At 63.2% G+C, this 22,234-nt stretch carries 19 protein-coding genes; 17 read left to right on the top strand and 2 right to left on the bottom strand.

Annotation, left to right across the window (positions count from 1 at the left end; all coding sequences use genetic code 11):
* Positions 1-30: 30 nt before the first annotated feature.
* The 12 genes from phaC (at position 31) to BLW71_RS42165 (ending at position 12,544) form a co-directional block, all read left to right on the top strand.
* A complete protein-coding gene (phaC, locus tag BLW71_RS07145; protein WP_177205083.1) occupies positions 31-1,860 on the top strand; it encodes a class I poly(R)-hydroxyalkanoic acid synthase in 1,830 nt (609 codons plus the stop codon).
* A 176-nt stretch (positions 1,861-2,036) separates the two neighbouring features.
* Entirely contained in the window at positions 2,037-3,218 is a 1,182-nt protein-coding gene (locus BLW71_RS07140; RefSeq protein WP_091800549.1) for an acetyl-CoA C-acetyltransferase, read from the top strand.
* 183 nt (positions 3,219-3,401) lie between these two features.
* The gene (locus BLW71_RS07135; protein WP_091794475.1) at positions 3,402-4,142 is read left to right on the top strand and encodes a 3-ketoacyl-ACP reductase; all 741 of its coding nucleotides are present in this window, start codon (positions 3,402-3,404) and stop codon (positions 4,140-4,142) included.
* 133 nt (positions 4,143-4,275) lie between these two features.
* Entirely contained in the window at positions 4,276-4,893 is a 618-nt protein-coding gene (phaR, locus tag BLW71_RS07130; protein WP_091794472.1) for a polyhydroxyalkanoate synthesis repressor PhaR, read from the top strand.
* Between the two features lie 292 nt (positions 4,894-5,185).
* The gene (locus BLW71_RS07125) at positions 5,186-6,208 is read left to right on the top strand and encodes a tRNA dihydrouridine synthase (protein ID WP_091794470.1); all 1,023 of its coding nucleotides are present in this window, start codon (positions 5,186-5,188) and stop codon (positions 6,206-6,208) included.
* Positions 6,209-6,289: 81 nt separating this feature from the next.
* Positions 6,290-7,675: a 30S ribosomal protein S12 methylthiotransferase RimO gene (gene rimO / locus BLW71_RS07120; RefSeq protein ID WP_091794468.1), complete on the top strand. Its 1,386-nt coding sequence runs from the start codon at positions 6,290-6,292 to the stop codon at positions 7,673-7,675.
* Between the two features lie 3 nt (positions 7,676-7,678).
* Entirely contained in the window at positions 7,679-8,629 is a 951-nt protein-coding gene (locus BLW71_RS07115) for a sugar kinase (RefSeq protein ID WP_091794466.1), read from the top strand.
* Positions 8,630-8,696: 67 nt separating this feature from the next.
* On the top strand, positions 8,697-9,881 hold the full coding sequence (gene bktB / locus BLW71_RS07110) for a beta-ketothiolase BktB (RefSeq protein WP_091794464.1): 1,185 nt from the start codon (positions 8,697-8,699) through the stop codon (positions 9,879-9,881).
* A gap of 44 nt (positions 9,882-9,925) precedes the next feature.
* On the top strand, positions 9,926-10,567 hold the full coding sequence (locus tag BLW71_RS07105; protein WP_091794462.1) for a hypothetical protein: 642 nt from the start codon (positions 9,926-9,928) through the stop codon (positions 10,565-10,567).
* Positions 10,568-10,709: 142 nt separating this feature from the next.
* On the top strand, positions 10,710-11,894 hold the full coding sequence (locus BLW71_RS07100) for a cystathionine beta-lyase (protein WP_091794460.1): 1,185 nt from the start codon (positions 10,710-10,712) through the stop codon (positions 11,892-11,894).
* Between the two features lie 193 nt (positions 11,895-12,087).
* Complete coding sequence (locus BLW71_RS07095; RefSeq protein ID WP_091794457.1) at positions 12,088-12,363, top strand: hypothetical protein; 276 nt, start codon at positions 12,088-12,090, stop codon at positions 12,361-12,363.
* Positions 12,364-12,412: 49 nt separating this feature from the next.
* A complete protein-coding gene (locus tag BLW71_RS42165) occupies positions 12,413-12,544 on the top strand; it encodes a hypothetical protein (protein WP_286161944.1) in 132 nt (43 codons plus the stop codon).
* A gap of 87 nt (positions 12,545-12,631) precedes the next feature.
* Here BLW71_RS42165 and serB read toward each other — a convergent pair whose 3' ends face one another.
* Positions 12,632-13,471 (bottom strand): phosphoserine phosphatase SerB, encoded by an 840-nt coding sequence (serB, locus tag BLW71_RS07090; protein WP_091794455.1) that lies wholly within the window; start codon positions 13,469-13,471, stop codon positions 12,632-12,634.
* A 294-nt stretch (positions 13,472-13,765) separates the two neighbouring features.
* Here serB and BLW71_RS07085 point away from each other — a divergent pair, with 294 nt between their 5' ends.
* The 4 genes from BLW71_RS07085 to BLW71_RS07070 all read left to right on the top strand — a co-directional run bounded on the left by BLW71_RS07085 (position 13,766) and on the right by BLW71_RS07070 (position 19,775).
* Positions 13,766-15,004, top strand: coding sequence for a cytochrome P450 (locus BLW71_RS07085; protein WP_091794453.1), 1,239 nt, complete (start codon positions 13,766-13,768; stop codon positions 15,002-15,004).
* 211 nt (positions 15,005-15,215) lie between these two features.
* A complete protein-coding gene (ku, locus tag BLW71_RS07080) occupies positions 15,216-16,226 on the top strand; it encodes a non-homologous end joining protein Ku (protein WP_091794451.1) in 1,011 nt (336 codons plus the stop codon).
* Between the two features lie 47 nt (positions 16,227-16,273).
* Positions 16,274-19,429 carry a DNA ligase D gene (gene ligD, locus BLW71_RS07075; RefSeq protein WP_091800546.1) on the top strand — a complete coding sequence of 1,052 codons (3,156 nt, stop codon included), beginning with the start codon at positions 16,274-16,276 and terminating at the stop codon, positions 19,427-19,429.
* A gap of 43 nt (positions 19,430-19,472) precedes the next feature.
* Entirely contained in the window at positions 19,473-19,775 is a 303-nt protein-coding gene (locus tag BLW71_RS07070) for a hypothetical protein (protein ID WP_091794449.1), read from the top strand.
* Positions 19,776-19,970: 195 nt separating this feature from the next.
* Here the strand turns inward: BLW71_RS07070 and BLW71_RS07065 are convergent, their stop codons facing one another.
* Positions 19,971-20,924 (bottom strand): LysR family transcriptional regulator, encoded by a 954-nt coding sequence (locus BLW71_RS07065; RefSeq protein ID WP_091794447.1) that lies wholly within the window; start codon positions 20,922-20,924, stop codon positions 19,971-19,973.
* A 164-nt stretch (positions 20,925-21,088) separates the two neighbouring features.
* On the opposite strand from BLW71_RS07065, the gene BLW71_RS07060 reads away from it, so the two are divergent.
* Entirely contained in the window at positions 21,089-22,111 is a 1,023-nt protein-coding gene (locus tag BLW71_RS07060) for a zinc-binding alcohol dehydrogenase family protein (RefSeq protein ID WP_091794445.1), read from the top strand.
* Positions 22,112-22,234 lie beyond the last annotated feature (123 nt).

Genomic DNA, 22,234 nt, shown 5'->3' with positions numbered 1-22,234 from the left:
GGTACGAGCGGTGCAGCGCCGGCCCCAGGGATGCAGCAGCTGTTCGACGCCTGGATGGGCGCCTGGCGCTCGCTTGGCACGCCACCCGGCGGCAACGGCATGCCTTTCCCAATGCCTCAAATGCCGCTGCCCATGCCGTTCCAGATACCGCAAGCGGGTCTGCCGCAAATGCCGTCGTTTCCCGGCATGCCGGACTTCAGCAAACTGGCGGCCGGAGCAATGCCGGCCATGCCGTCTTTCGCCGGTCTGAACATACCGAGTGCAGCCATTCCCTCCGAGCGACTGCAGAAGCTGCAGGCTGACTATTCGCGCGAGGCAATGGAGTTGATCCAGCAAGCCACCACGTCCGCAACCAAAGCGCCCGAACTCAAGGATCGCCGCTTCAGTTCCGACGCATGGAGTGCGGCGCCGGCCTACGCATTCACTGCCGCCTGGTATCTGTTGAACGCGCGCTATCTGCAGGAAATGGTCGACGCGCTCGACACGGAACCCAAGGTGCGTGAGCGTATCCGTTTCGCTGTCCAGCAGTGGACCGCGGCGGCGTCGCCGAGCAACTTCTTCGCCCTGAATCCGGAAGCGCAGAAGACCTTGCTGGACAGCAAGGGCGAGAGCTTGCGCCAGGGCGTGATGAACCTGCTCACCGACTTGCAGCGCGGCAAGATTTCGCAGACCGACGAATCGGGTTTCGTGGTCGGCGACAATCTCGCGAACACCGAAGGCTCGGTGGTGTTCGAAAACGATCTGATGCAGGTGATCCAGTACAAGCCGCGCACGGCGACCGTGCGCGAACGGCCGCTGCTCATCGTGCCGCCTTGCATCAACAAGTTCTACATTCTCGATCTGCAACCGGAGAATTCGCTGGTTGCCCACGGACTCGATTCGGGGCATCAGGTGTTCCTGATTTCGTGGCGCAACGCGGATCAATCCATCGCGCATAAGACGTGGGACGACTATATCGGCGAAGGCGTGCTCACCGCCATTGAGACGGTGAGCAAAATCAGCGGTCGCGAGCAGATCAATACGCTCGGCTTCTGTGTGGGCGGCACGATGCTCGCCACGGCGCTGGCGGTGGCCGCGGCGCGCGGCGAACATCCGGCTGCGTCCATGACGCTGCTCACCGCCATGCTCGATTTCTCGGACACGGGCGTGCTCGACGTGTTCGTCGACGAGGCGCATGTGCAGATGCGCGAGCAGACCATCGGCGGCAAGAACGGTACGGCGCCAGGGCTGATGCGCGGCATCGAGTTCGCCAACACGTTCTCGTTCCTGCGGCCGAATGATCTGGTGTGGAACTACGTCGTCGACAATTACCTCAAAGGGCGCACGCCGGTTCCGTTCGATCTGCTCTACTGGAACAGCGACTCGACCAGCCTGCCGGGCCCGATGTACGTCTGGTATTTGCGCAATACGTACCTCGAAAATCGTCTGCGCGAGCCGGGTGCGTTGACCACCTGCGGCGAGCCGGTCGACCTGTCGAAGATCGACGTGCCCACCTTCATTTACGGGTCACGCGAGGACCATATCGTGCCGTGGCAAACGGCGTACGCGTCGGTGCCGCTGCTCAGCGGGCCGTTGAAGTTCGTGCTCGGCGCATCGGGCCACATTGCCGGCGTGATCAATCCGCCCGCGAAGAAAAAGCGCAATTTCTGGATGCTGGAAGGCGACGTCAAAACGCTGCCGGAGAATGCCGAGGAATGGCTCGATCAGGCGACCGAAGTGCCTGGCAGCTGGTGGCCCGAATGGACCACGTGGCTCGATCAGCACGGCGGCAAGAAGGTGAAGCCGCGGGCCTCTGCAGGCTCGGCGGAATTCCCGGTGATCGAGCCGGCGCCCGGACGCTATGTACGGCAACGGGAGTAGGTTCGAGCTTGCTTCACAGCGCGGTCCTTTGCGCTGTGAACGAGCGTCCGGCTGAGCTGGCGCGCTGAGTTGGCGCGCTGAGTTGACGCGTGATCCTGGCGCATAAGCAGAAGCAACGAGATTTTTAACTTGACGGGCTGCGGCGCATTTGGCCGACTCGCCCGGAGGATATGGAAATGACTGATGTTGTGATCGTATCGGCCGCCCGTACGGCAGTTGGCAAATTTGGTGGGTCGCTGGCGAAGATCGCCGCGCCCGATCTCGGCGCCACGGTGATTCGCGCGGTACTCGAGCGAGCAGGGCTGAAGCCCGAGCAGGTGAGCGAAGTGATCCTGGGTCAGGTGCTGACGGCAGGCTCGGGCCAGAATCCGGCGCGTCAGTCGCTGATCAAGGCGGGCTTGCCGAACGCCGTGCCCGCCATGACGATCAACGTGGTGTGCGGCTCGGGCCTGAAGGCCGTGATGCTCGCGGCCAACGCGATCATCGCGGGCGACGCCGATATCGTGGTGGCCGGCGGTCAGGAAAACATGAGCGCGGCGCCGCACGTGCTGCCGGGCTCGCGCGACGGTTTCCGCATGGGTGACGCGAAGCTGGTCGACTCGATGATCGTCGACGGCCTGTGGGACGTCTACAACCAGTACCACATGGGCGTGACGGCGGAAAACGTCGCCAAGGAATACGGCATCACGCGCGAGCAGCAGGACGCGTTCGCGGCGCTGTCGCAGAACAAGGCGGAAGCCGCGCAGAAAGCGGGCCGTTTCGACGACGAAATCGTGCCGGTCGAGATTCCGCAACGCAAGGGCGAGCCGCTGCGTTTCGCCACCGACGAGTTCGTGCGCCATGGCGTGACGGCTGAATCGCTCTCGAGCCTGAAGCCGGCTTTCTCGAAGGAAGGTTCGGTCACGGCGGCCAATGCGTCGGGTCTGAACGACGGCGCGGCGGCGGTGCTGGTGATGTCGGCGAAGAAGGCGGAGGCGCTCGGCCTCAAGCCGCTCGCGCGCATCAAGGCGTACGCCACCTCGGGTCTGGATCCGAAAGTGATGGGCATGGGCCCGGTGCCGGCTTCGCGCCGTTGTCTCGAACGCGCGGGCTGGACGCCGGCCGATCTGGACCTGATGGAAATCAACGAAGCGTTCGCCGCGCAGGCATGTGCAGTGAATCAGCAGATGGGCTGGGACACGTCGAAGATCAACGTGAACGGCGGCGCGATTGCGATCGGCCATCCGATCGGCGCGTCCGGCTGCCGGATTCTCGTCACGCTGCTGCACGAAATGCAGAAGCGCGATGCGAAGAAGGGTTTGGCGTCGCTGTGTATCGGCGGCGGCATGGGTGTGGCGCTGGCGCTTGAGCGCGCTTGAGTATCGCCGCGTGACCGACACCACAGGCGTCGGTCACGTGGCAAACGGAGCGTTGCCGCGCGCGTCACGCGCGCGGTCAGCGGTGGCCTCGTCGGCCGGTCGCCCGGCGGCTGCGGAGATGAAGCACAGACGAGGGAAGAGGCGGCCGGTCGGTGCCTCGAAAACGATAACGGAGTGTAGTTTATGACACAGCGAATTGCGTACGTAACGGGCGGGATGGGTGGCATCGGCACGAGCATTTGCCAGCGGCTGCACAAAGAGGGCTTCAAGGTCGTCGCGGGCTGCGGCCCGAATTCGCCGCGCCGGGTGAAGTGGCTCGAAGAGCAGAAGGCGCTGGGCTTCGATTTCATCGCGTCCGAAGGCAACGTCGGCGATTGGGAGTCGACCAAGAACGCGTTCGACAAGGTCAAGGCCGAAGTCGGCGAGATCGACGTGCTGGTGAACAACGCGGGCATTACGCGCGACGTCGTGTTCCGCAAGATGACCCACGAAGACTGGACGGCGGTGATCGACACCAACCTGACCAGCCTCTTCAACGTCACCAAGCAGGTGATCGACGGCATGGTCGAGCGTGGCTTTGGCCGCATCATCAACATTTCGTCGGTGAACGGCCAGAAGGGCCAGTTCGGCCAGACCAACTACTCGACCGCGAAGGCCGGCATTCACGGTTTCACGATGTCGCTGGCGCAGGAAGTGGCCACCAAGGGCGTGACGGTCAACACCGTGTCGCCGGGCTACATCGGCACCGATATGGTCAAGTCGATCCGCCCCGACGTGCTGGAAAAGATCATCGCGACGATTCCGGTGCGCCGTCTGGGTCAGCCGCAGGAAATCGGCTCGATCGTGGCATGGCTGGCATCGGAAGAATCGGGTTTCTCCACGGGTGCTGATTTTTCGCTGAACGGCGGATTGCATATGGGCTGAGTCACGGGCGCGCCGCTCACGAGGCGGCGTGCTTCGGCTCAGATGGTTCGGCGGCGTCTCGATTGCGCGATGACCAGATTGCGCAGCCGGTATGACGCCGTTTCCGCGCTCGACTTGCGCTCAAAGGCGTTACATGACCACTACTACAAAGAAAACAGCCGAACGACTGATCAAGAAATATCCGAATCGTCGGCTCTACGATACCGAGACAAGCACGTACATCACGCTGACGGACGTCAAACAGCTCGTGTTGGATCAAGAGGATTTCAAGGTCATCGATGCGAAGAGCAACGAGGATCTGACGCGCGCCATCCTGTTGCAGATCATTCTCGAAGAGGAAAGCGGCGGCTTGCCGATGTTCTCGTCGTCGATGCTCTCGCAGATCATCCGTTTCTACGGTCATGCGATGCAGGGCATGATGGGCACGTATCTGGAAAAGAACATCCAGGCATTCATCGACATTCAGGCGAAGCTCGCCGACCAGTCGAAGAATCTGTACGAAGGCAAGGCCATGAATCCCGAGGTCTGGTCGCAGTTCATGAACATGCAGGCGCCGATGATGCAGGGCATGATGACCAGCTACATCGAACAGTCGAAGAACATGTTCGTGCAGATGCAGGAGCAGATGCAGAATCAGGCGAAGTCGATGTTCGCTACTTTCCCGTTTACGCCAGGTGGTCCGGTCAACGTGGCCGGTGCCGGCAATGTACCGGCTACTCCGCAGGGTAATCCGGAGCCGGAGAAGAAGTAAGGGCGGGGGCTCAAGCTAGTGGTGTTTCCACGCGTCGGGGCGCCATACGGGGCCACCCGGGGCCACCGCCCTTAACAGGTGAGTAACGGCGCAGCCTGCGCGCCGATGCGGAGGGCACGGCTGCGACCGTAAGGCGCCGGCGCGGTACAATCGGCGGCTGCGTGTGTGGGGCATTTTCTTCGGAGAGGGCGCTCTGGCCGCCGACTCCCCCCATTCCCACGGTCGATCTCATGTTTCATCACTGCCCCAGTCGCCCTCTGGAAACCCACCGCCTCCCGGCGCCCGTTTCCCCATGAGCCGCCTCTTCCTCGCCCCCATGGAGGGGCTCGCTGACTACGTATTGCGCGACGTGCTGACCGGCATGGGCGGATTCGACGGATGCGTGTCCGAGTTCGTCCGGGTGACGGGCTCTTTGCTTCCCGGCCGGGTCTACGAAAGGGAAGCCCCCGAAGTGCTCGACGGCGCCTACACCCGCGCCGGTACGCCGATGGTGATCCAGTTGCTCGGCAGCGATCCCGAATGGATGGCGCTGAATGCCGCGCATGCGGCCACCTTGTCACCGCACGGCATCGACCTGAACTTCGGCTGTCCCGCCAAGGTGGTCAATCAGCACGGCGGCGGTGCCATGCTGCTGGCCGACCCTGAACAACTGAACCGGATCGTGTCGTCGGTTCGGGCCGCTGTGCCTGCCGGCATCGCCGTGACGGCCAAAATGCGCCTTGGCGTCTCCGACACGTCGCTGGCGATCGATTGCGCGGTCGCGCTCGCCGAAGGCGGCGCCGCCTCGCTCGTCGTGCATGCGAGGACGCGCGATCACGGCTACCGGCCGCCGGCTCACTGGGAGTGGATCGCGCGTATCGATTCGGCCGTGGACGTGCCGGTTATCGCGAACGGAGAAGTCTGGACGGTGGCTGACTGGGAGCGCTGCCGCGCTGTCAGCGGTTGTGCGGACGTGATGCTCGGGCGGGGCGCCGTATCGGACCCGTTCCTGGCGCTCAGGATACGCGGCCTGATGGATCGGTCCCCATCCGAAGGGGAATGGCATCAGGTGCTTCGTCACATGGCCGGCTATCTGCGGAAATTACAGGCCCGCGTCGCCTCCCGTCACGAGCATGGACGCGTCAAGAAGTGGCTCAGCTACCTGCAGCGCACCTGGCCGCAGGCGGCCGAACTGCACGCGGCGATCCGCCGGGTGCAGGATTCGCACGAAATTCTGGCGATGATCGAGCGCGCTTTGGGATTCGATAAATTAATCGCGCCACATCAGTCCGAGTCTGCCGGCCGGCTCGATCCGGCGCACGCCGCGGCCGGTTGAAGGCGGAAATTCAAAGACTTACGAGCGGCAGCCGTGGCGAACCGCTACAATTCAGGGTTTAACGTCTTCAAGCGGTTCCCCATGTCTGCCACCCCCCCGATTGCCCCGAATGCCACGCCGAAGGTTGGCTTTGTCTCGCTCGGCTGCCCGAAAGCCCTGGTCGATTCCGAGCAGATCATCACCCAACTGCGCGCCGAAGGTTACGAGATTTCCGGCACGTACGACGGCGCGGACCTCGTGGTCGTCAACACCTGCGGCTTCATCGACGAAGCGGTGCAGGAAAGCCTCGACGCGATCGGCGAAGCGCTCAACGAAAATGGCAAGGTGATCGTGACCGGCTGCCTCGGCGCCAAGAAGAGCGCGAGCGGCTCGGGGCTGATCGAAGAAGTGCATCCCAAGGTGCTGGCCGTGACCGGTCCGCACGCGCTCGGCGAAGTCATGCAGCACGTGCACACCCATCTGCCGAAGCCGCACGATCCGTTCGTCGATCTGGTGCCGGCCGCCGGCGTGAAGCTCACGCCGCGCCACTACGCGTACCTGAAGATTTCCGAAGGCTGCAATCACCGCTGCACGTTCTGCATCATCCCGTCCATGCGCGGCGACCTGGTGTCGCGTCCCGTCGCCGACGTGATGCTCGAAGCGGAAAATCTGTTCAAGTCGGGCGTGAAGGAACTGCTGGTGATTTCGCAGGACACGAGCGCGTATGGCGTCGACGTCAAATACCGCACCGGTTTCTGGAACGGCAAGCCGATCAAGACGCGCATGACCGACCTGGTCGGCGCGCTCGGCGAACTCGCCGCGCAATACGGCGCATGGGTGCGTCTGCATTACGTGTATCCGTATCCGAGCGTGGACGAAGTGATCCCCATGATGGCCGAAGGCCCGTTCAAGGGCCACGTGCTGCCATACCTCGACGTGCCGTTCCAGCACGCGCATCCGGAAGTCCTGAAGCGCATGAAGCGCCCGGCCAACGCCGAGAAGGTGATGGAGCGCGTGAAGAAGTGGCGCGAGATGTGCCCGGATCTGACCATCCGTAGCACGTTCATCGCCGGCTTCCCCGGTGAGACCGAAGAGCAGTTCCAGACGCTGCTCGATTTCATCCGCGAAGCGGAACTCGACCGCGTCGGCTGCTTTGCGTACTCGCCGGTCGAAGGCGCAACGGCCAACGAACTCGACGGTGCATTGCCCGACGAAGTGCGCGAAGAGCGCCGCGCGCGTTTCATGGAAGTCGCCGAAGAAGTGTCGGCCAAACGTATCGCGAAGAAGGTCGGCAAGACGCTGAAGGTGTTGGTCGACGAGATCAACGCGGACGGCGGCATCGGCCGCACCGCGGCGGACGCGCCGGAGATCGACGGCGTCGTGTATATCGCGCCGGCCGCCAAGGCGTCCAAGCGCTACAAGGTCGGCGACTTCGTGTCGGTGAAGATCACCGGCGCCGACGGTCACGACCTGTGGGGCGAGGTTTAAGCAATGGCGGCAAGCATGCCTGCAACGCCGGAAGTTCAGCGCCCCGACATCCTCGCGCTCGGCGAGGCGATGATCGAATTCAACCAGTCGGCCAAAGACGAGCCGAACTACCTGCAAGGCTTCGGCGGCGATACGTCGAATTTTTGTATCGCAGCCGCCCGGCAAGGCGCGCGGACGGGTTTCGTCTCCGCGGTCGGTGCGGATCATTTCGGGCGTTTGCTGGTCGATCTGTGGGAACGTGAACAGGTTGATACCTCGCTGGTGCGGGTCGATCCGCACGCGCCTACCGGCGTGTATTTCGTGTCCCACGGTCCGAATGGCCACGCGTTCGACTATCTGCGCGCCGGTTCGGCCGCGAGCCGTTATGCGCCACACGATCTGCCGCTAGAGGCGATTGCCGCGGCCAAGGTGATTCATCTGTCCGGCATCAGCCTCGCGATCAGCCTGAGCGCTTGCGATGCGGCGCTCGAAGCGATCGCGCATGCGCGCGCCAATGGCGTGCGCGTGAGCTTCGACACCAATCTTCGCCTGAAGCTGTGGCCGCTCGCGCGGGCGCGCGCGGTGATGCTCGAAGCCATTCGCCAGACCGACATCTGTCTGCCGAGCTGGGACGATGTTACGGAACTCACGGGTCTGACCGGCCGTGACGAGATCGTCGATTTCCTGCTGTCGCACGGTCCGCGCGTGGTCGCGCTCAAGCTCGGCAAGGAAGGCTCATATATCGCCACGCCGAACGAACGGCGTGTGGTGCCGGGCCACGTCGTCAACGCGGTCGATGCAACCGGCGCGGGCGACTGCTTCGGCGGCGCGTTCATCGCGCGGATCGTCGCGGGTGACGATCCGTTTGCGGCGGCACGTTATGCGAACGTCGCGGCGGCGCTGTCCACGCAAGGTTACGGCGCGGTGGCGCCGATTCCTTCGCGCCCAACAGTCGAACAACTTCTGGCGGGCTGAACACGGGCATTGCGACGCGGGCCCGCCGAGGCAAAATCATCCTGAGAGACTAAAGAAGGAGCGAGCGATGCAACGAGACGTAGTGGTGGTTAGCGGTGTGCGCACGGCAATTGGCGCTTTCGGCGGCAGTCTGAAGGATTTTTCGCCAACCGATCTCGGCGCACGCGTTGTGCGTGATGCGCTGGCCCGCGCCAGCGTGTCGGGCGACGAAGTCGGCCATGTGGTGTTCGGCAACGTCGTGCATACCGAAGCGAAAGACATGTATCTGGCACGCGTGGCGGCGATCAACGGCGGTGTCGCGCAACACGCGCCGGCCCTGACCGTGAACCGCCTGTGCGGCTCCGGCCTGCAGGCCATTGTCTCCGCCGCGCAAAGCGTGCTCCTCGGCGACGCCGACATCGCGATCGGCGGCGGCGCGGAAAACATGAGCCGCGCGCCTTATTCCATGCCTGCCGCGCGCTTCGGTCAGCGCATGGGCGACGCGCGCCTCGTCGACATGATGGTCGGTGCGCTGAACGATCCGTTCCAGGCGATCCACATGGGCGTGACCGCCGAGAACGTCGCGCGCAAGTACGACATCTCGCGTGAAACGCAGGACGCACTCGCGCTCGAATCGCACCGCCGCGCGGCCAACGCGATCACGAAAGGCTACTTCCAGGAACAGATCCTGCCGATCACGATCCCGTCGAAAAAAGGCGATGTCGTGTTCGACACGGACGAGCACGCGCGCATGAACGCATCGGCTGAAGATTTCTCCAAGCTGAAACCCGTGTTCGTGAAAGAGAACGGCACGGTGACAGCCGGCAACGCGTCGGGCATCAACGACGCCGCCGCGGCCGTGGTGCTGATGGAGCGCAGCGTCGCTGAACAGCGGGGCATCAAGCCGCTGGCGCGCCTCGTGTCGTATGCGCATGCAGGTGTCGATCCGGCGTACATGGGCATCGGGCCGGTGCCGGCCACGCGCCGCGCGCTCGAGCGGGCCGGCCTGACGGTCGCCGACCTCGACGTGATCGAGGCGAACGAAGCGTTCGCCGCGCAGGCCTGCGCGGTCAGCAAGGAGCTGGGCTTCGATCCCGCCAAGGTCAATCCGAACGGCTCGGGCATTTCGCTCGGCCACCCGATCGGCGCGACTGGTGCGCTCATCACCGTCAAGGCGCTGTATGAATTGCAGCGGATCGGCGGCCGCTATGCGCTGGTCACGATGTGCATTGGCGGCGGGCAGGGTATTGCGGCGATCTTCGAACGGATCTGAAGCGCTGCGCATAGCGGCAGTATCGAGCAATAAGGAACGAACGGATGCGGGAACTGAAAGCGATGAAGGGTGCGATGCGTCGGCGCGGTTGGGCAATAGCGTCCGTTGCCGCGTTGCTGTGTGCGGGCGCGACGGTGGTGATGCCCGCCCAGGCATGGGCGGAAAGCGACGCGGTGAAAGAGTTGGCGGCACCCGCGCCGATCCAGTTACCGCTCAAGCCCAGTGCTGAATTCGCGAAGTTCCCGCGCTACGCCGGCATGCTGGGCTCGCGCCAGATCGTGCTGAAGCTCGGCCCGAAATCCGACGATCCTGCCGGCGTGCACGGCGAGTATCAGTACACGGACTCCGGCGAAGTGATCCTGATCGCCGGCGACCGCGACGGCGACACGCTCGAAGTCGAGGAATCGAACGACGGCACCCATATTACCGGCAACTGGGTCGGCAAGTTCGCGGCAGACGGCTCGGTGGCGGGCGACCGCATGAACGTCGACGATTCCGACCCGCAGCCATTCGATCTCAAGCCGTTGGCGGCAGGGCAGGCGGTGCCGCGGCCCGGCGCGCCGGCGAGCGCGGCGAACAAGGCTGCGACCCAGCCTGCCGCAGGCGGATCCACGGCTCCGGCTCCGGCAACTGCCGCTGGCGGCCACGCCGTCGGCGGCGTCAGCAACTTGCAAACCGGCGACTGAACCCGGCCATGCGGGCTTCCTCGGCCCGCCGACTCGCGCTGTCCGATAAGCGAAATCCAACCGGCTCGGCTAATCTTGCGTGTGCGGCGCGCCCCGAATTCGCGTGCCCTCCGTTTCCGTCAGATTCTCTCCGAAACACACCATGACCCAATCCAAACTCCAACGCGATCTGCAAACCCGTATCGTGCGTGCCGAAGACCAGCTCACGCCGGGCTTCGAATCATTCTCGATGCCGGTCACGCGGGCTTCGACGGTCGTGTTCCCCGATCTCGCGACCATGCGTGCGCTCGACTGGAAAAACGACGCGCAATGGCGCTACGGCCTGCATGCCACGCCGACTTCGCTTGCGCTGGCGCAGCGCCTCGCGACCATCGAGGGCGGCAATCACGCGTTGTTGCAGCCGTCGGGCTTGTCGTCGATTTCGAATGTGTATTTCGGCCTCGTCAAGTCAGGCGACGACGTGCTGATTCCCGATAACGTCTATTCGCCGAACCGCGATCACGGCGACTGGCTGGCGCGCGATTTTGGCGTCACCGTGCGCTATTACGATCCGATGATCGGTGCGGGCATTGCCGATCTGATCCGGCCGACTACGCGCCTCATCTGGCTCGAAGCGCCAGGCTCGGTGACGATGGAAGTCGCCGACGTGCCCGCTATCACCGCCGTGGCACGCGCACGCAACGTCGTCACCGCCATTGACAATACGTGGTCCGCGGGGCTCGGGTTCCGGCCGTTCGATCATGGCGTCGATATTTCGGTGCAGGCGTTGACCAAATATCAGTCGGGCGGCGGCGATGTGCTGATGGGCGCCACCATTACCGTCGATCGCGAACTGCACCTGAAGCTGAAGGCGGCGCGTATGCGCATGGGCATCGGGGTCTCGTCGGACGACTGTTCGCTGATTCTGCGCAGCCTGCCGACCATGCAGTTGCGCTTCGAGCAGCATGACCGCGCGGCGCTCGGATTGGCCGAATGGTTGAAGACGCGGCCGGAAATTGCCGCCGTGTTGCACCCGGCGCTGCCGGACTGTCCGGGGCACGAGTTTTTCAAGCGCGACTTCACGGGCGCGGGCGGGCTCTTTTCAGTTGTGTTCGACGGCCGCTACAGCCCGGCTCAAATCGACACGTTCTGCGAATCGCTCGAACTGTTCTCGCTCGGCTGGAGCTGGGGCGGCGCGCACAGCCTTGCAATGCCGTATGACGTCGCGTCGATGCGCACCGCGGGGCAATGGCCGCATCGCGGCACCTTGGTGCGGTTTTATATCGGTCTCGAAACCGAAGCGGATCTGCGCGCGGATATCGAGCAGTCGCTGGCCGCGCTGGGTTGAACGTTCCAGGCGACGTTTTTTCGTAGGATCAGTGGGCCCGTCGGGACATGTTTCCGGCGGGCTTTTTTGTTGTCACTTTTTGTTGTCACGATAGCCAGTAAGCCTAACCATTCGGCTGAATGTTCAGCATGATATCCCGACGCTACGATGGCGTGCATTCCAACTCAAGGTTGCCGCACCATGGTGAGCTTCGATGAATCTTTTCTTCTGGATGTTGCTGAATCTCGGCGTGCCGATCATCGGCCCGATCTTTACGCTAACCCTTGTCGCGCCCGCGCACGGTTGGCGCGTGGCAAAGGCGCTGATTGCCGGCTCGGTGAAAGACGGCCAACTGTTCTGGTGTGCGATGCCGCGGCGAAACAGCTTATTTGCTGATGGAAGCTTTTCGCCCACTGAGATCGTCCTCTCCGTTTTGTTCACGGTGATTGCCGTAGCTTTATTAGCATCCCTACATGTGCAGCTGATCTAGATTTTTTAGATAGTGCAGCATTTATACTGATCCTCTCAAGGAGGCAATCATGAAGAAATTCTCGTTGTGGCTGGTGTCCGAGAAAATTTACCCGCGCTTTTTGATGTGGATCACGATCATCGCAAGCCTCGATGCGATTAGCCTTATGTTGACGCTTTCAACGGGCATTGTGAAAAAATAGAGCCATGGCTGGCGCTGGCCACCATTGCATCGGCCAGCGCATCAAACAGCCTTCGAACAGGTATCAGAACAGGTATCAGAACAGGTATCAGAACAGCCGCAGTAACCCGTCCAACCCCACATGGTTGAACGCCACGCTTGCCGCTTCGCGCACCACTGGCTTCGCACGGAACGCAACGGAGAGACCGGCTTCAGCCATCATCTTCAGATCGTTCGAGCCATCGCCCATGGCAATCGAGCGGCCTGGTTCAACGCCCAATTGCGCGCATGTTTCGCGCAGCGTGCGGGCTTTGACATCGGCGTTGACGATCTCGCCGATCACCTTGCCGGTCAGTTTGCCGTCCACGATTTCAAGCGTGTTCGCGCGCGTGAAATCGAGACCGAGACGCGCCCTCAGTTTTTCGGTGAAGAACGTGAATCCGCCCGACACCAGCAGCGTTTTCAAACCAGCCGCCTTCGCGCCCGCCAGCATCTGCTCTGCGCCCGGTGAAAGTTTCAGCCGCTCTTCGTACACCCGTTCGAGCGCGCTTGCGTCGAGGCCTTTGAGCAGCGCCACGCGGCGCGTCAGGCTTTCGTTGAAGTCCTTGATTTCGCCGCGCATTGCGGCCTCGGTGATCGCGGACACTTCGCTTTTCAATCCGCAGAAGTCCGCGATTTCGTCAATGCATTCAATGGTAATCAGCGTCGAATCCATGTCCATCGCCACCAGCCCGAAGTCGCGCAGTTGGCGGCCGGCTTCGACAAACGCGTAGTCCAGTTGATGGGTGCCGCAATAGACGTCGAGGTCGCCACGTTGAGCGACGCTTGCGTCGGCAATACGAATCGCGTTTGCGTCGATGACGCTGGCGTGCGAACCGCGCGCGAGCGCGACGAGCGTTTTTTGATGGTCGGCGGAAAGGGGCGCTGGGCTTTGAATGACGAGGTTCATGGACGACGACGCAATGACGCAGGAAAGGACGGGCGCGCGGCGCGCGCGGAAAATCCCGTTATTGTAACGGTTCGCCGGTCGGCATCGCCTCTCGCGCTCCGCTGGAACTGCCGGAGGCGCCACCGTGCATTGCGCCGTGCAATCCTCCGGCGCGCGGTTCATACTGGCGCATCGAACGACGCCTCGCAGCCATTACACGCACCGGCCGTCCCATTCGCGCCTTCGCGAGGCGCAATGGCCGGCCCGCGAATGCACCGGCACCCTTGACGAGGCGCACTACCACGGAGACAACGCATGCCCCAGGCGACCGCCGGCGACGCATCCACTCTTGCGCGCGACTTCGATCTGCGCCACCTGAATCCCGCTTTCTATGCCGATCCCTATCCGGTTTATCACGCATTGCGCACCCACGAACCCGTCAAGCGCATGCCGGACGGCTCGCTGTTTCTAACGCGGTTTCGCGACGTGCAGGCGGTTTACCGGGATCCTAAAACTTTCAGCTCCGACAAGACCGTCGAATTCAAGCCGAAATACGGCGATTCGCCGCTCTTCGCGCATCACACCACGAGCCTTGTCTTCAACGATCCGCCACGCCATACGCGTGTGCGCAAGCTGATCGCCGGTGCGCTGACGGCGCGCGCCATCGCGGCCATGGAGCCGGGTCTGGTGCGCCTCGTCGACGGCTTGCTCGATGCCGCCGCCGAACGCGGCCGGATCGATCTGATCGCCGAGTTCGCGTCGGCGATTCCGGTCGAGATCATCGGCAATCTGCTGGACGTGCCGCACGCGGAGCGCGAGCCGTTGCGTGACTGGTCGCTCGCGATACTCGGCGCGCTCGAGCCGTCGCTCACCGAGGCGCAACTCGAGCGGGGCAATCGCGCGGTGAGCGAATTCGTCGACTATCTGCGCGATCTGGTCGCGCGACGCCGCCGCGAGCCGGGCGATCCGCAACATGACGTACTGACGCGCCTGATCCAGGGCGAAGAGGGCGGCGAGCAGTTGTCCGAAGCGGAGTTGCTGCAAAACTGCATTTTCATTCTGAACGCGGGACATGAGACGACCACGAATCTGATCGGCAACGGACTCGTCACGCTGACGCAATGGCCGCAAGAGCGTGCGGCGTTGCTGCGCGAGCCGTCGCTGATCGGAACGGCGGTGGAGGAATGTCTGCGCTTCGAGAGTTCGAATCAGCTGGGCAACCGCATGGCGACCGTCGACACCGAGATCGGCGGCATCGCGGTGGCGCGCGGCACGCCGGTTACGCTGTGCATCGGCGCGGCCAATCGCGATCCGGAACAGTTCGAGGATCCGGATCGCTTCGACATTCGCCGTGATCCGAACCGGCACCTGGCGTTCGGCTTCGGCATTCATCAGTGCGCCGGGTTGTCGCTCGCGCGGCTCGAGGCGCGCATTGCGATTGGCCGGTTCGTGCAGCGCTTTCCGGCGTATCGACTGAGCGGCGAGCCGACGCGCGGCGGCCGAGTGCGGTTTCGAGGCTTTGCCGAGGTGCCGATCGAGCTTGAGGCGGTTTGAGCTGGCTTGAATCGCGTTGAGCTGGCAGAAGGTTTGACCCGGCAAAAGCCTTGAACCGCAAAGCCCGGAACGGCGTAGCTTTTGCCGGATTGACGCAAGACTTACAGCCTGAGTGTGAGAGCGCCCAGCCGTCGCCGCCTGCTGGCTTTGGCCGGAATGCCGTGGCACGCTTGCTGCTTCGCTTCAGGTCCTAGGCCCAAGGGAGCGCACGATGGCACACATGATCTGGAAAGGCGCAATCAGCTTCGGCCTCGTTCACGTGCCGGTGCAGTTGTATCCGGCAACGCAATCGGAGAAGGTCGGCTTCAATCTGCTCGACAAGCGCACCATCGATCCGATCGGCTACAAGCAGATCAACAAGCGCACCGGCAAGGATGTGACGCGCGATAACATCGTGCGCGGCTTCGAGTACGAGAAAGACAAGTACGTCGTGCTGTCCGACGACGAGATTCGCTCAGCAAACCCCGAGTCGACGCAAACGGTCGATATCCTCGCGTTCGTCGATGCTCCGGACATTTCGTTCCTCTACCTCGACACCCCGTATTTCCTCACCCCCGACCGTAAGGGCGAAAAAGTCTATGCGCTGTTGCGCGAAGCCATGAAGGCGTCGGGCAAGATCGGCGTGGCGAGCGTCGTGCTGCATAACAAGCAGCATCTTGCTGCGTTGATACCGGTCGGTCCGGTACTCGCGCTGAACACGTTGCGCTGGGCTGCCGAAGTGCGCGACTTCGACGAATTCAAGCTGCCGCCCGAGGGCATGAAAGCCGCGGGAGTGTCAACGCGCGAACTCGACATGGCGAAGAAGCTGATCGACGATATGAGCGACAAATGGGATCCGTCGCAGTATCACGACACCTTCCGCGACGACATCATGGCGCTCGTCGATCGCAAGATTCGCGCAGGCAAGACCGAGGAAATCACCGAGGTCGAAACGACGCACGAGTCGCGTCAGTCCGCCGATATCCTCGATCTGTCGGATCTGCTCAAACGCAGCCTGGGACGTGGCAAGAGCAAGCAGCCGGCGTCGGCCAGTCGCAAGCGCGCTGCGGACGACGATGAAGACGACGCCGACAGCGAAGCCGAAACGTCGGCGCCGGCCCGCAAGAAACCGCGCGCCGCGCGCTCCGCGAGTACGGCAACAACGCGCAGCAGCGCAGGCAGCCGTGCGAGCGCCAAGACTGCTTCGACGCCGGCCACGCGCAAGCGTCGCGCGGCGGCTTGATTGTCAGCCTCGCGTCCACGCCGCTTGCGAGCAACGCCACCATCGTCATGAACGACAGACTCGATACCTACACCCGCAAGCGTCGCTTCGACGAAACGCCGGAGCCGTCGGGCATGCGCGTGGCCCGCAAACAAGGCAGCCGGAAGACGACCAGACAGTCATCCGCCGATGCGCTCTCGTACGTGATTCAGGAGCACGACGCACGTCGTTTGCATTACGACTTCCGGCTCGAGCTGAACGGCACGCTCCTGTCGTGGGCGGTGCCGAAAGGGCCGAGCCTCGACCCGTCGGTGAAGCGGCTCGCGGTGCATGTCGAAGACCATCCGGTCGAGTACGGGTCGTTTGAAGGAGAAATTCCGCCGGGCAATTACGGAGCTGGCAGCGTGATCGTATGGGATCGCGGCACATGGGAGCCGGTTGGTGGCCCGGCGGAGGCGACGCGTGCGTACGCGGCCGGCAAACTCAAATTTCTGCTGCACGGTGAGAAGCTGCGCGGAGGCTGGACGCTGGTGCGCAGCCATATGCGCGGCAGCGGCGACAAGGAGCAATGGCTTCTGATCAAGGAACGCGATAACGAAGCGCGCGCTGAAAGCGACTACGACATATTGAAAAAGCGCCCAGGCAGCGTGCTCGACGGCGTCGCCGCCGCGGGCACAGGTGCGAGAACGTCGAGAGCAGTGACAGCGAAGCGCACAACAGACAAGGCTGCAGGCAAACGCGCTGCGGCCGCGAACGCCACCGCGAAACCGGATGCGGCATCCACCGCGAAACGGGGCGGCAAGAATGGCGCGAAGTCCGCTTCACCGGAACGCGCCGACCCCAAGCGACCCGACATCGTAGCGACGCGCAGCGCGCGATCGCTGCGCGAACTCGCCGCCTCGCCGTCGATCGAGGGTGCGGTGCCGGCCCGCCTGCCGGCGAGCTTCAAACCCCAACTCGCAACGCTCGTCGACGCGGCGCCCGCCGGCGATGATTGGTCGTATGAGATCAAGTTCGACGGCTATCGTGTGCTGGTCAGAATCGACAGGATGACCAAGGGAAATGCGGTCAAGGTGTTCACTCGCGCAGGCAACGACTGGACCGTGAAGTTCGGCAAACAGGTCGAGACGTTCGAACAACTCGACATCGACAGCGCGTGGCTCGATGGCGAAGCCGTCGTGCTGGACCCCAACGGCGTGCCGAATTTTCAGGCGCTGCAGAATGCCTTCGATTCGAACCGTCCACAAGACATTGTCATCTACCTGTTCGACATACCGTTTCTGAACGGCTACGACTTGCGCGGCGTGCCGCTCGAACAGCGTCGTGCAATTTTGCGCGCCCTGCTGGAGGAGGTCGACGACAGCGTGCTGCGCTTCTCGAATGATTTCGACTTCAGCGCCGACGACCTGCTCAGGAGCGCGTGCGACATGGCGTTGGAAGGCATCATCGGCAAGCGGCGCGATAGTGGCTACATGTCGGGGCGTTCATCGGCGTGGATCAAACTGAAGTGCCGCCGACGCCAGGAGTTCGTGATCGGCGGCTATTCGGAACCGTCCGGCAGCCGCGCGGCGTTCGGTGCGCTGCTGCTCGGTATCTACGACGGCAACGGCAAATTGCAGTACGCGGGGCGCGTAGGCACCGGTTTCGACGCGGCGCTGCTGCGCTCGGTGAAGAAAGAACTGGATGCGCACGAGACCCAGCGCATGCCGTTTGCAGCCGCACCGCGCGAGCGCAGCCGCACGCCGGTCCATTGGGTGGAGCCGGTGCTGGTCGCCGAATGCAATTTCGCGGAGTGGACGAGCGATGGCATCGTGCGTCAGGCTTCGTTCGTGAGTCTGCGCAACGACAAGCCGGCGCGTCAGATCGTCAAGGAATCACCTCGCAGGGGAGCCGACGTGGAACAGCAAACCGAATCTGGTTCTGACGGCGTGCCGAAGAAGCGCGCGGCGCGCAAGACTGCCGCGGGCACTTCGGTGGCGTCCGAAGCGAGTGGTGCGAACGAGGGGAGAACGACGGCCACCAAGGCCGTAGGTGCTAAGGCAGTGGGTATGAATGCCACGAGTACGAAAGGCAAGGGTACGAAAGCCGCGGGTACGAAAGCCGCGAGCACGAAAGCCGCGAGCACGAAAGCCGCGAGCACCAAAGCCGCGAGCACCAAAGCCGCGAGCACCAAAGCCACAGGCACCGAAGCCACGGGCACCAAAGCCACGAGCAGCAAAGCCACGAGCAGCAAAGCCACGAGCACCAAAGCCCCGAGCACCAAAGCCGCCGCCGCCAAAGACACGGCCACCAGGACAAACGCAGCAGCAAAACCAAACACCCCTTCGATCCCCTCCGAAGTCGGCGGCGTCCGCATCTCGCATCCCGAGCGTGTTATCGACAAAAGCACCGGCACGCGCAAGATCGATCTCGTGCAGTACTACGAATCTGTGGCCAACTGGATGCTGCCGCATTTGCAGGACCGTCCGGTGTCGCTGGTGCGCGCGCCCGAGGACATCGGCGGTGAACTGTTCTTCCAGAAGCACAGCCAGAAGCTGTCGATTCCGAATGTCACCCAGCACCCGGGCCTCGATCCGGGGCATCCACCGCTGATTACCGTCGACACGCTCAAGGCGCTGATCGGCGCCGCGCAGATGGGCACCGTCGAATTTCACACCTGGAATGCCGTCGCCTCGAATATCGAAAAACCGGACCGCATGGTGTTCGACCTCGACCCCGACGCCTCGCTGGGTTGGGAGCGCATGATCGAAGCCGCGCAATTGACGCGTTCGCTGCTCGAAGAACTCGGCCTCACGTCTTTCTGCAAGACAAGCGGCGGTAAAGGCTTGCACGTGGTCGTGCCGCTCGCGAAGCAGGCCGGCTGGGACGAAGTGAAGGATTTTTCGCAAGCCGTCGCGCAGCACATGGCGGCGACGCTGCCCAAGTACTTCAGCGCGAAGATGGGCGCGCAGAATCGCAAGCAGAAGATCTTCGTCGACTACCTGCGCAACAACCGCGGCTCGAGTACGGTCGCCGCATTTTCGGCGCGTGCGCGTCCGGGGCTGGGCGTATCGGTGCCGCTGACGTGGGACGAAGTCGCCACTTCCACAGGCGGCGATCAGTGGACCATCGAGAATCTGCACGAGCGCCTCGCCGATCTGAAAAGCGACCCGTGGGCGGACTACTCGAAAACACGCCAGCGCATTACCGCAGCCATGAAGAAGCGACTGGACGGCGCGCAGTAAGGGCGCTTCAGCAAACCTGATTCACCGCGAAAAGGAGCACATCATGAAGACCTCACCGCAATCCTCGGACGGCGACAAGCAGGCCGATCCGCATGCTAAAAAGCAACCTCGCTCGATGCAGGAGGCTGCCGCGCCGCTGCCGCATGAAACCGACCAGGTTCCGGAATCCCAGCACGAGGACGGCCCGCGCCTTGTTGGTAAGCAGGCACATCGCGACCTCGAACGCGGGCTGAAAGATACGGACCGGCGCGGCGGCGACGAGTATCAGGAAAAGACGCAGAACGACGCGCACGCCGACGTCAATTCCGATGGCAAAGAAGCCGGGGGCGGGCGCGGCAAGCATTGACCGGACTACGGCGCAACGGAACTACGGCGCAACGGGACCACGGCACAACGGGACAACGGCAAAACGGCAAAACGTCGCCGTGCCACATGCCATCGTGCCTCATGCCATCGTGCCACCCGCCACCCGCCACCCGCCACATCCACGGCCGTTCGCTCAGTTGAGCCGCGCCATTACCTTCCCGCATAGCCCATCCGCTCAGCCCGGTTCCCGGTCCCAATAAGGCGGATCGCCGAAATGGGCGGCGAGGAATTCGATAAAGGCGAGCGTCTTCGGCGGCACGAAGGAGCGGCTCGGATACACCGCCCAGATGGCCACGCGCTCGGCGAGCGGATAGCTATCCAGCACACTGACCAGTTCGCCGCTGCGCAGAAACGGCGCCACGTCCCAGGTCGATTTGAGCGCGATGCCGAAACCGGACAGCAGCGCGTCGCGGATCACTTCGCCGTTGTCCGTGACAAGCCGTCCGCTCACGCGAACCTCGAGCGCTCCTGCGGGCGTTTCGAAGGCCCAGTCGCGCTGGTCCGACAGAATCATGCACTCGTGTTCCGCAAGCTCCGAAGGATGGTGCGGCGTACCGCGCGCGGCAAGGTAAGCGGGCGCCGCGCACAGCACCCGGCGATTCACTGCCAGGCGCCGCGCCACCAGTGACGAATCCTTCAGCACGCCGACGCGGATCGCCACGTCGATCCCCGCATCGACGAGATCGATTACCTGATCCGTCAATCGCAGATCGACGCTCACGCCGGGAAAGCGGCGCAGAAATTCGCTGATCACGGGCGAAACGTGTTGCCGCCCGAACGACGACGGCATCGAAACCCGCAAGCGGCCTTGCGGCTCGGCCTGCGCGCGGCCAACCGAGGCGCGCGCGGCGGCGGCCGCGTCGAGCAGGGCTTCGGCGCGCGACATGAAGACTTCACCATCCTGCGTGAGGCTGATGCGGCGGGTGGTCCGGTGCAGCAGGCGCGCGCCGAGCAGTTTTTCCAGCTGCGCGATGCGTGAGCTGGCCACCGCGGCCGACAAACCGAATTCGCGCCCAGCCGCCGATACGTTGGCCAGCAGAGCCGCACGCACGAACAGGGCGACATCGAGCAGATCGAGCCGCTCCCGATCGCCTGAAGCGCCACGCATGGGATGAGCAGTCAGATTCATTCTTCTGAATTTCCAAAAGATGTTTAAGTCATTATCGCGGTTTTAAAGAAGTTAGAACCGGCTTAGGATCACGCCATTGGGATTGAAGTCCTTGATCAGCGGCGCGACAGGCTCTGCGCAAGGATCGCGATCCTCCCATTTCGTCTGAACGAACAGGAGCATGTATGAAAGCTGTCGGTCTCTATCGTTATTTGCCGATTGATCAAGCCGAAGCCTTGGTCGATGTGGATATCCCCAAGCCCGAAGCCACCGGTCGTGATCTGCTGGTCAAGGTCGAGGCCATTTCCGTCAATCCGGTCGACACCAAGGTGCGCGCCCCAAAAGACACCGTCGAAAAAGCCCCGCGCGTACTTGGCTGGGATGCCGCCGGCACGGTCGTCGCGGTCGGTCCGGACGTGACGCTGTTCAAAGTAGGTGATCCTGTGTTCTATGCGGGCAGCATTACGCGGCCGGGCGCCAACAGCGAATTCCACCTGGTCGACGAGCGGATCGTCGGGCGCAAGCCCGCGTCGCTCGATTTCACGCATGCGGCCGCGCTGCCGTTGACCGCGATCACCGCCTGGGAAGCCCTGTTCGACCGCCTAGGCGTGTCGCCGCAAGGCGCGGATGAGGGGCAGACCGTGTTGATCATCGGCGGAGCGGGCGGGGTCGGTTCGATCGGTATTCAACTGGCGAAGCAACTCGCGAAGCTCACGGTGATCGCGACCGCATCGCGGCCCGAATCGGCCAAATGGGCGACGGAACTGGGCGCGGATCACATCGTCGATCACTTCGGCGATATGCCCGCGCAATTGAAAAAGCTGGGGATCGACGAGGTCGATTACGTGCTCATGTTCAACGACACCGACAAGAACTTCCCCGCGGCGGCCGAAGTCATCAAGCCGCAAGGCGGCATCTGCACGATTGTGGAAAACAGCAAACCGGTGCCGGTCGAACTGTTGAAGGCGAAGAGCGCCGCGTTCCACTGGGAATTCATGTTCACCCGTTCGATGTTCGGCACGCCCGACATGATCGAGCAGCACAAACTGCTGACTGAAGTGGCGCGTCTCGTCGACGCGGGCACGTTGCGCACCACGGTCGGTCAGGACCTCGGCGCCATTAACGCGGCGAATCTGCGCCGCGCGCATCAACTGCTCGAAGAAGGGCGGGCCATCGGCAAGCTGGTGCTGACGGGCTTTGCAGACTAAGCCGCACTGCGCCTGAACCAGCAAGCCTGGCTCATACGGCCGGCGTCGCAGCCATGCGCGCCGGCCGTTTTCATTTGAGGTAGGTCAAGCGGCGCGTTCTCGCAACGTGCGTGACGATTTGTA

Origin of the sequence: Burkholderia sp. WP9, assembly GCF_900104795.1 — a bacterium.
GTDB lineage: Bacteria > Pseudomonadota > Gammaproteobacteria > Burkholderiales > Burkholderiaceae > Paraburkholderia.
Note: the sequence above shows the minus strand (reverse complement) of the source record. Positions and strands in the feature narration are given on the sequence as shown.